The organism is Paenibacillus sp. GCM10027629, assembly GCF_042676425.1.
Taxonomy (GTDB): Bacteria; Bacillota; Bacilli; order Paenibacillales; family Paenibacillaceae; genus Paenibacillus_K; species Paenibacillus_K terrigena.
In genome coordinates this window covers 959,901-972,605 of sequence record NZ_JBHTGZ010000009.1, presented here as the reverse complement: position 1 = coordinate 972,605, position 12,705 = coordinate 959,901, and the positions used below count along the sequence as shown (strand labels likewise).

At 42.0% G+C, this 12,705-nt stretch carries 12 protein-coding genes; 9 read left to right on the top strand and 3 right to left on the bottom strand.

Translation table 11 applies throughout. The features are described from left to right. Nucleotides 1-30: 30 nt before the first annotated feature. From ACFQZR_RS13930 to ACFQZR_RS13920, 3 genes are all read left to right on the top strand, one after another. The gene (locus tag ACFQZR_RS13930) at nucleotides 31-3,081 is read left to right on the top strand and encodes an NPCBM/NEW2 domain-containing protein (protein ID WP_379346769.1); all 3,051 of its coding nucleotides are present in this window, start codon (nucleotides 31-33) and stop codon (nucleotides 3,079-3,081) included. A gap of 1,427 nt (nucleotides 3,082-4,508) precedes the next feature. Then, entirely contained in the window at nucleotides 4,509-5,246 is a 738-nt protein-coding gene (pyrH, locus tag ACFQZR_RS13925) for a UMP kinase (protein ID WP_379346767.1), read from the top strand. Nucleotides 5,247-5,277: 31 nt separating this feature from the next. Beyond that, nucleotides 5,278-5,421, top strand: coding sequence for a VOC family protein (locus ACFQZR_RS13920; protein WP_379346765.1), 144 nt, complete (start codon nucleotides 5,278-5,280; stop codon nucleotides 5,419-5,421). A 310-nt stretch (nucleotides 5,422-5,731) separates the two neighbouring features. Here the strand turns inward: ACFQZR_RS13920 and map are convergent, their stop codons facing one another. The 3 genes from map to ACFQZR_RS13905 form a co-directional block, all read right to left on the bottom strand. Beyond that, entirely contained in the window at nucleotides 5,732-6,478 is a 747-nt protein-coding gene (map, locus tag ACFQZR_RS13915) for a type I methionyl aminopeptidase (RefSeq protein ID WP_379346763.1), read from the bottom strand. Between the two features lie 7 nt (nucleotides 6,479-6,485). Next, the gene (locus ACFQZR_RS13910) at nucleotides 6,486-7,070 is read right to left on the bottom strand and encodes a TetR/AcrR family transcriptional regulator (RefSeq protein ID WP_379346761.1); all 585 of its coding nucleotides are present in this window, start codon (nucleotides 7,068-7,070) and stop codon (nucleotides 6,486-6,488) included. Between the two features lie 272 nt (nucleotides 7,071-7,342). Continuing rightward, nucleotides 7,343-8,185, bottom strand: coding sequence for an AraC family transcriptional regulator (locus ACFQZR_RS13905; RefSeq protein ID WP_379346759.1), 843 nt, complete (start codon nucleotides 8,183-8,185; stop codon nucleotides 7,343-7,345). Nucleotides 8,186-8,298: 113 nt separating this feature from the next. On the opposite strand from ACFQZR_RS13905, the gene ACFQZR_RS13900 reads away from it, so the two are divergent. From ACFQZR_RS13900 to ACFQZR_RS13875, 6 genes are all read left to right on the top strand, one after another. After that, nucleotides 8,299-9,129: a phytanoyl-CoA dioxygenase family protein gene (locus ACFQZR_RS13900; protein WP_379346757.1), complete on the top strand. Its 831-nt coding sequence runs from the start codon at nucleotides 8,299-8,301 to the stop codon at nucleotides 9,127-9,129. A gap of 18 nt (nucleotides 9,130-9,147) precedes the next feature. Beyond that, on the top strand, nucleotides 9,148-9,489 hold the full coding sequence (locus tag ACFQZR_RS13895; RefSeq protein WP_379346755.1) for a hypothetical protein: 342 nt from the start codon (nucleotides 9,148-9,150) through the stop codon (nucleotides 9,487-9,489). Nucleotides 9,490-9,547: 58 nt separating this feature from the next. Then, complete coding sequence (locus tag ACFQZR_RS13890; protein WP_379346753.1) at nucleotides 9,548-9,838, top strand: hypothetical protein; 291 nt, start codon at nucleotides 9,548-9,550, stop codon at nucleotides 9,836-9,838. Nucleotides 9,839-10,036: 198 nt separating this feature from the next. After that, the gene (locus ACFQZR_RS13885; protein WP_379346751.1) at nucleotides 10,037-10,495 is read left to right on the top strand and encodes a hypothetical protein; all 459 of its coding nucleotides are present in this window, start codon (nucleotides 10,037-10,039) and stop codon (nucleotides 10,493-10,495) included. A gap of 331 nt (nucleotides 10,496-10,826) precedes the next feature. Next, on the top strand, nucleotides 10,827-11,612 hold the full coding sequence (locus tag ACFQZR_RS13880; protein WP_379346749.1) for a stalk domain-containing protein: 786 nt from the start codon (nucleotides 10,827-10,829) through the stop codon (nucleotides 11,610-11,612). Nucleotides 11,613-11,959: 347 nt separating this feature from the next. Further along, nucleotides 11,960-12,592 carry a LysE family translocator gene (locus tag ACFQZR_RS13875; protein WP_018759652.1) on the top strand — a complete coding sequence of 211 codons (633 nt, stop codon included), beginning with the start codon at nucleotides 11,960-11,962 and terminating at the stop codon, nucleotides 12,590-12,592. The last annotated feature ends 113 nt before the right edge of the window (nucleotides 12,593-12,705 follow it).

Below are 12,705 nucleotides of genomic sequence, written 5' to 3'. Positions count from 1 at the left end.
AATAAAATAAAAGAAAGGATGATATGTTCAATGAACATCTCTTGGTTTCAAAAGTCGTTGGTAAAGCTTTTGTTTTTGTTTACGCTCGTCATTGGTTTGCTAGGGTTCAATCATTCGCAAGCCTATGCGCTTGACAATGGGCTTGCGGAAACGCCTCCAATGGGCTGGAATGGTTGGAATGCCTTTCATTGTGACGTGAATGCCGTTCTCGTGAAGGAAACAGCTAAAAAGATGGTTGAATCCGGGATGAAAGAAGCGGGCTATCAATACGTTAACCTCGATGATTGTTGGATGCTTAGTCAGCGCGATGAAAACGGCAATTTGGTTCCCGATCCGGCAAAGTTTCCAGACGGGATTAAGGAAGTCGCCGATTATGTTCACTCTCTCGGTCTGAAAATGGGTATCTACGCAAGCGCAGGTACCACGACTTGTGCGTGGTACCCGGGGAGTCTCAATCATGAAAAGGAAGATGCCCAAAGTTTTGCCGAGTGGGGAATCGACTATTTAAAGTATGATAATTGTGGCGACCCTCAGGGTCGACCGATACAGGAACGCTACGAGAAGATGCGTGATGCGCTTGCGGCTACAGGACGGGACATTGTTTTCAGTATGAGCGTTGGAGGAGGCGATGATCCGTGGTTATGGGGCAAGCAGGTGGGCAATCTGTGGCGGACAATCGGTGATATTAGTGATTCGTATGTAAGAATGTTAGTCGTTTTCCTTAAGAATGTTGAACTGTATCCGTATGCCGGTCCGGGCTATTGGAATGATGCTGATATGTTGGAAATCGGTAACGGGGGCATGAGTCTAGAAGAATATCGTACCGAATTTAGTCTTTGGTCCATAATGGCTTCGCCATTGCTCGCGGGTACCGATTTACTGAATGCCTCCAAAGAAATTATGGATATTTACACCAATCGTGAAGTGATTGCGGTGAATCAGGATCCAATCGGACTACAGGGACGTCCCATCAAGCAGCAAAACGACGGTAGTATGGTATTGTTGAAACCGATGGCCAATGGGGACAAAGCCGTGGTGTTCTTCAACTCAAGCAATGCTGCGTTAAATGTGGAGATAAGTCTTAGTCAATTGGGCATACCATTCTCTGTCGACAAGAAAACTTATACGGTTCGGAATCTCTGGGCACATGAAACGGTATCGACCACAGACAAAATCAGTGCTTCTGTTCCGCCTCACGGAATTATGATGTATCGCATCAGTCCGGGAACGAAAAATGAGGTTTCAACTGACGGATTTAAGCGTGTTATCAATAATGACGGCAAAGAAATTTGGGTGAAATCGTTATCTGACGGAAGCAAAATGATTACTTTGGTCAACCGGACTACTGCCGCGACAACAATCAGTGCTGAGCCGGAAAAATTAGGTTTCAAACATGCCTCGGTTTATTTGGCTGAAGACTATTGGACTGGCCAAAAATTGAGTTATGCCAGCAAAATCGTCTCCGATGTTGAACCATTTTCAGCGGTCACCTACCGTGTTACACCGGGGACACCGAACGAGGTGCCTGCCGCTGTTAGTATATCGTTTGATGGTCCTTCTTTAATAGCCCCAGGTGAAACCAAAACGATCATAACAACGATGACCAATTATGGTAGAAACGCTGTTCATAACCTGAATCTCAAACTAAATGTACCGGAAGGATGGAAAGTTATCTCCGGTTCGGACACCACATTTAAAACCATGCCACCGGAAGGCAAAAACAATTCCGTTAAGGTGAGTTGGAAGGTGACGGCGCCTCAAGACGCTGAGGCTGGCTGGAGTCATCTTACAGCGGATGTCATGTTCGATTCTGGTGGGGGAAATCAGGGGCATGTACGCTCAGGATTTTCCGTACAGATCCCGTCCGCCCCTCCGACAGAAAATGCATTTCTCAGCGACATGCAATTTTTTGGCAACGTTTCAAACGGCTGGGGTCCGATTGAAAGGGATACAAGTGTCGGTGGGAACTATCAAGGAGATGGCAAAATGATCACTCTGAACGGTAAAGGGTATGAAAAAGGATTGGGTGTCCATGCATACTCTAAAGCTTCATTTTATATTGGTAAAAACTTTTCAAGGTTTATTTCTGATATTGGACTAGACGGTGAAACTCAAGGGGGCTCTGTCATCTTTCAGGTGTGGGGAGACGGGAATAAGCTCTATGATAGCGGTGTAATGAAAGATAACGCGGATGTACAGCATGTCAATGTAGATGTTTCCGATGTCGATGTTCTTATGTTGGAAGTAATGGACGGTGGCGTCGGCAATGGTGCGGATCATGCTGATTGGGCTGGAGCGAAGCTGTTGAAAGAGGTGTTAGTAGATGACATCAAGATCAACGGGGAATCCTTATCAGGTTTTGATCAAGTAACCAAAGATTACTACATGACATATTTGGAAGGTACGATATCGGATGTACCTACGGTGGAAGTCATTCCGGCCAATAATGATGTTAAGGTAGATATTTCACCGGCTGAACAACTTCCGGGTACTACCGTGATTACCGCCACCTCGGCAGATGGATCAGTGACGAAAACGTATAAGATTCATTTTAACGTCACTCCACAATTGTATGTAAGCGACCTTCCGTGGATTTATGCGACGACTGGCTGGGGAACGATTCATCGAGATGCTAGTGTCGGAGAGAACCCGATAAAATTGTTAACTGATTCGGGCATTGTTACCTATGATAAAGGAATTGGAACGCATGCTATTTCAGAAATCATTTACGACATTGCCGGGAGAGGGTATGGTCGCTTTCAAAGCTACGTAGGCCTTGATCACGAATCACACAATAACGATAGCGGATCCATAGTTTTTCAAGTATGGGCCGATGGTGAATTATTATTTGACAGCGGGACGATGAAAAGAGACACTCTGGCCAAGTTTGTTGATGTTGATGTTAGTGGCAGAAAACAATTAAAGTTAATCGTTACCGATGCCGGCGATGGAATTGGCAACGATCACGGCGATTGGGCGGACGCCCAATTTATTGCTGACAACACGGCTCCCGAAATCCATACAAAGATGAACGATAATGATCTTCAAACTGAAGTGACTATACCTGATTCAAATCGTTGAGTTCACGTGGCTTGTGAAAGAAAAGAAATCGAAATAACCAAAGTGTCCGCAACATTCGACTGCAAAGAGTACAAAAAGGGCAGTTCCCTAGATTTGGCAGGGAAACCTGATAAGCATGAGTTGGTTGTGACGGCCATGGACAAGGCGGGCAATGTTCATATGGTTAGGGCAAATCCTATTGTCGTAAATGATACGAAATTTCAGTTCCTGGAACAAAGCAAAGCTCCCAGCTAGTGAGTATGAGTGTATATATCCCCTAGAAAAAGTCGGCCAGAATGGTCGACTTTCTCTAGGGGATTGAAACTTATTTTTTATTTTTTATTCCCCAAAAAATACATCTTAAATTGTGAGGCATGTATCATGCCGATACGGCCAGTGATGGCGACGTAAATAACAAAGCTGCTGGCTAGAACCAGCAGCTTACCGTGAGAAGGTAGGCACTTTATCTAAATCACCTTCAGTCATTGATAAACGATACAAAGACCCTTACTGATCAGTATTGCTAAAATTATTAAAAAAATGAACTATTCTGATGCAGTATATAGATCAATATGTATCAAAACTGAGGTTTTAATTTCGAGCCACCAAAACTAAAGGTGGTTTTTTTATTTTTTTCATACCGCCACAGCAATGTAGGATGCAACGTAGGGGAATGATATATGTTCTTGTCATCCGACACCACAATCCGACATTGTCGGGGGACAAGAACTTGTACCGATTGCCGTAAAGGACAAGAACCTAGTCCGATTACCGATTAGATAAGCATTTAACTACAGTTCACTGCTCTAGTTCATTAAGCTAACGGGCAGGATAGTGTAACAATGCATTGTATTTATGATACGGATCACCGCAATGTATTCTATAACTTATCGAATTTGCTAGCAGATTTCACTTTGCAAATTATGGTTAATTAAATTTTGAAATATTTCAGAACTAGAAGCGTAAAATTATGACCAAATATAAACTTGTAATTTTCTCTTTTTCGAAGAGTATACTTTTTGACATGCTTAATAAAGGCGGAAGCGGGAAGGTATTGGCTTCCAATGATAGTCCGTTACAGTTATGGAAGTAAGGTGTAGAACACATCAGAATGGCTTTGGAGCGGTCTAGCGAGGTGTCGAAGGGTGGGGGAGTTTACATCAATTTTGTACTTGGCACTTTCAGAAATGGCGTTAGCACATCCATCGACCGACTTTGAATATAATTTAAAGCGATACGATAACAAGTAAAATATGTAGGTTACAATAATTGCAATTTACCTTCACGTAATGTAAAATTACTTGATGGAAAAAACATGTAGGAGTGGGAGTATGAGGTGGAAACGGAAGACTTACATTCAGTCGACTTGCGTAATTTCATATTTCCATTCCATTAGGACACTAAAGCATTTATTGCTTTAGTGTTTTTATTTTATGGAGGTGTAATAATTGTCAAGGTACAAAAGGGTTCTCGTTAAGCTAAGTGGTGGAGCAGTAGCAGGAAACTCTGAATTTGGTTTTGAGCCAGAAAGGTTAGACCATATTGCGGATGAAATTATGTCAGTAGTAAACTTAGGCGTTGAAGTATCGTTAGTTATAGGTGGGGGTAACATTTTCAGAGGTAATATGGCGGAAAGCTGGGGGATAGAAAGGGCAGAAGCTGATAACATTGGAACGCTTGCGACTGTAGTAAATAGTTTAATGCTTCGTGGAGTTCTTAAAGCCAAGACCAAAAAGGAAGTACGAGTAATGACGGCAATACCTATTACTTCAGTTGCAGAACCATACATCCGTCTAAGAGCAATCCACCATCTAGAAAAAGGCTATATTGTAATTTTTGCAGGGGGGAACGGTCAACCTTACGTTACAACAGACTATCCTTCAGTACAAAGATCCATCGAGGTTAATTGTGACGCTTTATTAGTTGCAAAGCAAGGTGTTGATGGTGTTCTTAATGCAGACCCTAAATTTGATAAAGATGCAAGGAAATTTCGTTCGCTTCATTACAACGACGTTTTAAAACACAACTTAAAAGTAATGGACCAATCAGCTTTCATTTTAGCAAGAGACTACAATCTGCCAATGCATGTGTTTAACTTCGATAAACCAGGCTCGATGAAAGAAATTTGTGAAGGTAAGAATAACGGTACGATAATTAGTGGCGAATCAGTTTTAGAGTTGGAATGAAATATGTTAGAACTAGGGACCCCAACCTACGATGTTTTTCAAAACAAACGATATTCGGCAAACGCTCCAGTTTCTGAAGGAATCCGGGATTGTCATACATAACGAGGTGTTAGAAAACAACATCGTAATTTTTGAAGATCCTGATGGAAACCGATTGATGGCAATCCAAATGTAACAGTGCTAAGCTAACGGGCAGCATTCCTATTATGAAGAAATACGAGGTTTGGGAATAAAAAGACTCCTTGGTATGATGTTTATGGGTCCCCGAGTTCGGGAAGCCAATTGCGTTTGAGAATAATCGGGAAGGTTTTGAATTATTCGTAAGTTGGTTCGAGAAACTTACGACCGAACAAGGATTTCAAGACGTCATCGTCGGCATGGAACGGGATATCGTTTACATGACACCTGTAACGAATAAAGAAAGATGCTATGCCGAATACGAAAAATTAGAGGTCGACCATTTTGTTGGTCGACCTCTAATTTTTCTATTGCGCGGTCAAAATTTGTGGACCTTCAGCCGTGATGGCGACCGTATGCTCGTATTGGGCGGCGAGCTTGTTGTCCATCGTCCGTGCGGTCCAGCCGTCCGGATCGATTGTCATGAAGTAGGTTCCTTCGGTGATCATGGGCTCAATCGTGAACACCATACCTTCCTTGATACGGAGGCCTTTTCCTGGCTTGCCGACATGCATATAAGTCGGCTCCTCGTGCAGGTCGCGGCCGATGCCATGGGCGAGAAGGTCGCGCACGACGCCGAAACCGTGTGATTCCGCATGCTGCTGAATCGCGCTCGTCACGTCGCCGAGTCGATTGCCGGGCTGCGCCTGCTCGATGCCCAGGTCAAGACATTCCTTCGTGACACGCATCAACTTCTCGGCCGTCGGCGAGATCTGCCCGACCGCATAACTCCAGGCCGAATCGCCGAGCCAGCCATCGAGCTCAGCGACCGTGTCGATCGTCACGATATCGCCTTCCTCAAGTGGCTTATTGCTAGGGAAGCCATGTGCGATCACATCGTTGGCGGAGGCACAGGTTGCATATTGATAGCCCTTATAGCCTTTCTGGTATGGCTTTGCGCCGTGCTTCAACATAATGTCCTCGAATATGCGCTCAATTTCGTTGGTGGTAATACCCGGTTTGATAAGCGGGGCGATTGTACGATGGCATTCAGCCACCACTTGGCATGCCTTGCGGATAGCCTCAATTTCATGCTTGCTTTTTAAAATGACCATGTTCGTATCAGAACTCCTTCGTAATAGCTTGCATAGCGAGTCGGGCGATTCGATCGACGTCCAGGTCGGAATTGCCCGCATAGTAGTGCAGCCCACAGCAACCGACCAGCACGGCAAGCATATGGTCGACGCTGTCGTCTTCGCACTGGGCGATAGATTGGAGTGGAACGTACAGCCGTTCCATAAATTTTCTTTTGGCGTGGTGTCGATCCCTTTCAGGCAAGCCTGCATAATGTTCCGCCGCCAATTTGTAGACGAGATATGCGCGGGCGTCCGACTGCCACAGCTCGAGCAGCGCTTTACAATACGTCAACAACTGCCAGTCATCCGGGGGGCTGCCGCTGATGTTCGCCCACTTTGCGATAACTTGCTCGCATCGCTCGAAGCCGCTTCCTAACACATCTTCTATTAATAAATGCCGGTTGGGGTAATAATGGTATACTGTACCGTAACCAAGCCCTGCCTCGCGGGCGACGTCACGAATATCAAAGCTGCCGCCCGTGCGAAAGTAGGATCGCGCAGCGACGTCCAGGATCTGTTCTCTGCGCTGTATGCGTATGAGCTCATTTTGTTCTTTGGTACGGGGGCACATAGCGTGTTAACCTCCTTATATAGACCTGCAAATTTGTCAATATAAAAATAGTAACGCATGGGGTGGAGAAATGCAAAAGATTTGTTGATGTTCGATAAAATGAAGTACTGAACAATAAAGAACTAGACCGTAATAATAAAGTTGTAGACTGGGCGCTGGCGTTAACCTGAAGGGACACTATAGCTTAATAAAAACTAAGACGCGGCTGCCGGCATGGATCGGCAGCCGCGTTGCGCTAACGGGCAGGATAGATTAATCCCTTCGCAATTATTTTATGATTGATTTACCCCCAATCGTACACCAGAAGGTGAGACACCATAATAACGTTTAAATAGCTTACTGAACGTGTAAATGTCAGCATAACCGAGTGCTTCAGACACATCAGTAATGGTCATTGTAGTCTCATTCAGCAAATGAACTGCCCTCTCCATACGTAATTTTGTAATAGTCTCCTTTAAAGATAAACCCGAATATCTCTTTAAAATCAAACTTAGGTAGCGAGGGCTTAGACCTGTAGCCGCTGCCAGTACCTTATAATCGCTTGGCTCCGACAGCCTAAGCCGAATTTCATTATGCAAGCGTTGTAGAATGTGCTCATAGTAGTAATTTCGTGTTGTCTCATATGGACTGCTAAGTTCCTTTTCCCATCTTGTTAGAATCAATTTAAGTAATAAATTAAACTCTTCATCCTCCGGCTGACTTTGCCAAGCTGTAAAGTCAACCAACTGTTGTAGCAGTGGTTCCAACCGATACGGATCTTTAACTGACACAAAACGTTCCTCTGGCATAGGCAGATCGGCTTCGAAGTTATCCCTCATACGGAATGTTTTGAAATGACAGTAGATCACTGTAAGGGGATTATCTGGATTATGCATTGCACGAATTTTATCGCCCGGTCGAAAAATGAAAAACGTACCTGGGTTCACATGATGCTTCTTCTCGTTTAGCCACACCACCCCTTGCCCTGACTTGTTATACCATAAATCATAATCAGTTAACGGTGCTGGCTGCCAGGACCAATTTGGCTCACATTTCACTTTACCGCTACTTCCGCTTAAAACAAAAAAATAGTTGTCCAAGGACGATTCTTTCCTCATTTCATAACCAACTTTCAAAAGATAAGTGTATTTAAGTCCAAAAATTCATTCTTTACTTCTATCCATATATTGTATTTAACTTGATAGGATAATTACAAGGAATTTCACTCAAAATTCAGGAGGGTCTTGAAATGTCGAGGATAGAATTAAGTATGGAAGAAATCAATAAGATGCTGTATCGATATGACAAAATGCATGTGAGTCTAAATGGTGTGAATGAAATCACCGACGATATTATTCGTAAATACAAACTGCAGGGTTTTATCTCATCCAATCACCTATTAAATGACAATGAAGTGAAAACCAGTATCGATGCACTTATGTACTTGGGCCTAGTGGATGCTAAAGGAGCAAAGTTACAATTCGCTAAGCCTGAGAGCGAGTTAAAAACTGTAGAGGAACGGGAATTGGCGTTGCGAAAAATTTATGAATTTGTAAATGTAGAAGAAAAACTTCGCAACATTGCATATCATCCCAGTATAATTGGAACCATTTCCCGAATTTTTGGAGAAGAACCGAGGCTGATACAAGATATGGCTCTTCTCAAACCTCCTCATGGTGGTGGTGAGAAGCCTTGGCATCAGGACATGGCTTATGGCAATCTTACCTATACAAAAGCGGTTATTGGAGTATGGATTGCTCTGGATGAAGCAACTATTGATAATGGCTGTATGCATGTCATTCCAAAATCGCATCAGGAAGGGGCTACTCCGCACTATGCGGTCAGGGATTGGCAATTATGTGATTCCCAAGTACCAGTGGAACGGGATGTACTTGTGCCATTAAAGCCAGGAGGGGTATTGTTCTTCCATGGTATGCTCTATCATGGTACGCCTTCAAACTTATCGACCATGCGCCGTAGAGCATTACAATTCCATTATGCTCCAGCATCAGCTGAGCGTGTAAATCCAAAGGAGTACAAGCGTATGTTTACAAATGAGCTCACCGGAGCGGAATGCTAGAGGCGGAAAATACGACGAATGAAATCTAAACAAAATAGCAGCCCAAGATTGGATATTCAAATGTCATGGTGGGCGATGTCAGGACTTTTCGGTGACATGTCAATAGAAGAAAAATTTGAACGGATCTCGCAAGCAGGCTATACTGGAGTATTCGCGCGCCTAACCGAATCGGACCAATCCGATCAATGGATAAAACTGTTGGAGAAGTATTCTTTCAGCTACGGGGTACAGTCCTTTCCGAAAAGTGCAGACGAAATAAGGAAACTGATTATAAGAGCTAAGGCGATGGGGGCATCGTACTTAAATGCCCAAGTGGCTGATTATTATGTGAAAGCAGATTCAGTCAGAAATCGGTGGTAGTGATGGTCGTTCACTTCACATTGCGACGAAGTCCTTTGTTCAATGGTGGGTATTCGGCATGCGTAACTGGCTGGCGACAGCAACTGAGAACACTTCTTTACCTGTTGTTTGCGAACTGGGGCCTCCCGAATACGCGGTAACTCACTTAGATACCAACAGTCAAAGTAGAGTGGAAATATCTGACCGCTGGAATGAGTCTCTACAATTGAAAGCGTTGTTGAAGGAAACATGGGAACTGGCTGTTCTAACTAACAAGCGACTTTCTATCAGGAGCTCTTTAAATTCAGCCTTATCGCATATGAAAAATTGGCTCATTGAATTTCCGAGGGGTGATGGCGTTTCAAAGTAAAGGATTTACCGTTATGAAAAAAAGTCATACGTAACGTATGATCACCAAGCGTTAAGCTAACGGGACACGATAGTACAATGACAAAAGGCTGCCGGCAGCCTTTTAAGCCAACGGGCAGTTATGCTTAACAATCTAATTTGATAAAATGAAAACAGCAATTCGATCAAAGACTGTTGATGTGCTTTGAAATGGAGGTTTATGAGAAAACTAAGAAAACACCTATTGAATCTTGCGTTGGGTGAGTTAGCAGCCGCTTTTTGTTTTTTGGTTGTATATAAAATTTATTTAGACTTCGGACTTGCGAGCTTGCTTGCGCTATCATTCCTAGTGTTTATATTATTTCAAGGTGTTTTGTATTGGGTATATAGAGCTTATTCAACTGGTAAACTGAAACCATCTTTAATGCTGAAAACCTTGATTGTGCTTAGAAGTACGAATCTTATTCTAGCTGTGTTAGTAATTGTTTTATTGATTATGCTATCCCAGAATAAAAGGGACCTAATTGTAGGTATGTTAATTTACGTTTTTTTCATGATAGAATATATAAATTATTATTGGTATCGTTTAAGCTACGGAAAATCAGGTTTCAATATTAAATTGCTTATTCAAGCTGGCTTACAGCCGTCGAGTATTCATAAATTATTAAAAAGAAAATAAATCTCTATACAATTGATAACGAGAGCGCATTAACAAAGAGCTGCCAATATAATTCAGCTAACGAGGAACGAAAGTTGAGGAGCTTGCTTGAGTCAGCTCCTTTTTGTTTTGTTGAAGTAACGGGCAGGATAACGTGGATTTCTTGAGCGGTATATTTCGGCAGGCTTGGTATTGCGGAATATGATACAGTTGATATATTTCTAATTATAATCTGCAACATTATCCATTAGGATTGCGTTTACCTAACTGAAGAGAGTGTATCGCAAAGAAGTTTTGACTACAGAATTGAGCTAGGGTCCAAAGTATAATAGAACCGTGGGAGTAATCATCTATGAAAAAAACAAAAATCGCACTAACACTTTCTTTAGTGTGTACCTTACTAATCGGTAATCCAGCGATAAGCTTCGCCAATAATTTTTCGAATAAGGTTGACAATGGAAAAGTTGAAAATGGACGAGTGCTGATTCCATTACGTGCTGTTTCAGAGAAATTCAATTCAGAAGTGATCTGGATTCAGGCAAAAAAAAGCATTACGATTATTCGTGGTAATCGAGAGCTATTGCTGCATGTTAATTCTCGCACTGCTTTATTAAATAACGCTGCTTTCAAGCTTGATGTGCCAGCAAAAATAGATAATGGAGTAACTTATGTACCAGCACGTGTTTTTGCTGAGGCCTTTGTCGGAACAGCGCTGTGGTCCGAACAAGAACGAAAAGCAACCATTACGATCGGACTGCAACAGGTCTTTATCCATACAGAGTCACTCAAGTCTTGGAGAATGAGTCAGGAGAGAATAAACGTGCTTAATACAAAGATAAATGAAGCCACCGATCTCTCAAGCTATTCGCAAATTCGAACATATTTCAGACCTTATTTCACGGACTCATTTATTAACAAGATTATTCACAGTAATGGCATTAAAAATAACGCTATACTAACAAAAAAGGCCGATATTACCTACGACAGCACCACAGCGGCGAGAATGCACCAATCTACTTACTTTGAAAGTGGTCCTATCAATCTCGAGCTCGTTGATCGTTATGTATTCTATAAATTTGTTGATAACCAATGGAAGGTAGACGATGTGAATGTGGGTAGACAAATAATTGAGCCATAATACGGATATTAGCAGTTCATTAAGAGGCTGTCTCGATGGGTCAAGAGAGGACGGTTTCCAAGTAATGATGAACCGTGGCTAACAGGAAATAAATAGTTTAGAACTCGCTAGCAGCCGCCGTTACTATCTAAGCCGTTGAACATTTAAGTGTTCAACGGCTTTTTTTAATTGATACATGTTAGTGATGTAGCCGTAGCCAAACAGATCTTATGGAAGGTCAAATCTATTCGGGTGAATACATAGGCGAAAAGGGGCAAGTAGTACATGTTAATCAATTGACTTGATGTCTTATCTATAGTATTGTTTCTTCTTTATGTATTTCAAAATGGGGAGGCGGAAGTAACAAAATGTTTGGAATAATAAATTACGAAGTATTTTTGCTTACAGGAATTCTCTTAAATCTAATTCCTGGGGCAGACACAATGTATATTGTTGGAAGAAGTGTTTCTCAGGGTAGGAAAGCTGGAGTGTATTCTGTTTTCGGTATTATTAGTGGATCTTTAATCCATACTTTGTTAGTTGCTTTTGGATTGTCAATTATACTTACAAAGTCCATTGTATTATTCAATTTTATTAAAATAGTTGGAGTTATTTATTTAGTTTATCTGGGAATTAGAATGTTACTGGATAAATCAAATTTAAATTTTAGTGCATCGAAAACAAATAACCACAACCCCATAAAAATATACTTACAAGGGATGTTGACAAGTCTTACAAATCCAAAAGTATCTTTATTTTTCTTATCCTTTCTTCCACAATTTATTGATACAAAGGCTTCTGGTCCAATCTCATTCATAATTTTAGGACTGACATTTTCATTCACTGGATTGATTTGGTGTCTTTTTGTTGCTTATTTTTCCTCTTTCATCACTAAGAAGATAAATGTAAACCAAAGAATTGGTACCTACTTAAACAAAATAACTGGGATTATATTTATCGGATTAGGATTAAAATTACTTGGAACGAAAGCGCCTCAATAAATTGGCAACATAGTTAAAAAAATTTACTTCGCTAAGCTAATAGCTTAATAAATACCTAAGACACGGCTGCCGGCATGGATCGGCAGCCGCGTTGCGTTAACGGGCAGTTTAAT

Coding starts and splice junctions, on each gene's coding strand:
- ACFQZR_RS13930 (WP_379346769.1), top strand. CDS start 31: ATGAACATCTCTTGGTTTCAAAAGTCGTTGGTAAAGCTTTTGTTTTTG.
- ACFQZR_RS13920 (WP_379346765.1), top strand. CDS start 5,278: ATGTTTTTCAAAACAAACGATATTCGGCAAACGCTCCAGTTTCTGAAG.
- map (WP_379346763.1), bottom strand. CDS start 6,478: ATGGTCATTTTAAAAAGCAAGCATGAAATTGAGGCTATCCGCAAGGCA.
- ACFQZR_RS13910 (WP_379346761.1), bottom strand. CDS start 7,070: ATGTGCCCCCGTACCAAAGAACAAAATGAGCTCATACGCATACAGCGC.
- ACFQZR_RS13900 (WP_379346757.1), top strand. CDS start 8,299: ATGTCGAGGATAGAATTAAGTATGGAAGAAATCAATAAGATGCTGTAT.
- ACFQZR_RS13895 (WP_379346755.1), top strand. CDS start 9,148: ATGAAATCTAAACAAAATAGCAGCCCAAGATTGGATATTCAAATGTCA.
- ACFQZR_RS13890 (WP_379346753.1), top strand. CDS start 9,548: ATGCGTAACTGGCTGGCGACAGCAACTGAGAACACTTCTTTACCTGTT.
- ACFQZR_RS13885 (WP_379346751.1), top strand. CDS start 10,037: ATGAGAAAACTAAGAAAACACCTATTGAATCTTGCGTTGGGTGAGTTA.
- ACFQZR_RS13880 (WP_379346749.1), top strand. CDS start 10,827: ATGAAAAAAACAAAAATCGCACTAACACTTTCTTTAGTGTGTACCTTA.
- ACFQZR_RS13875 (WP_018759652.1), top strand. CDS start 11,960: ATGTTTGGAATAATAAATTACGAAGTATTTTTGCTTACAGGAATTCTC.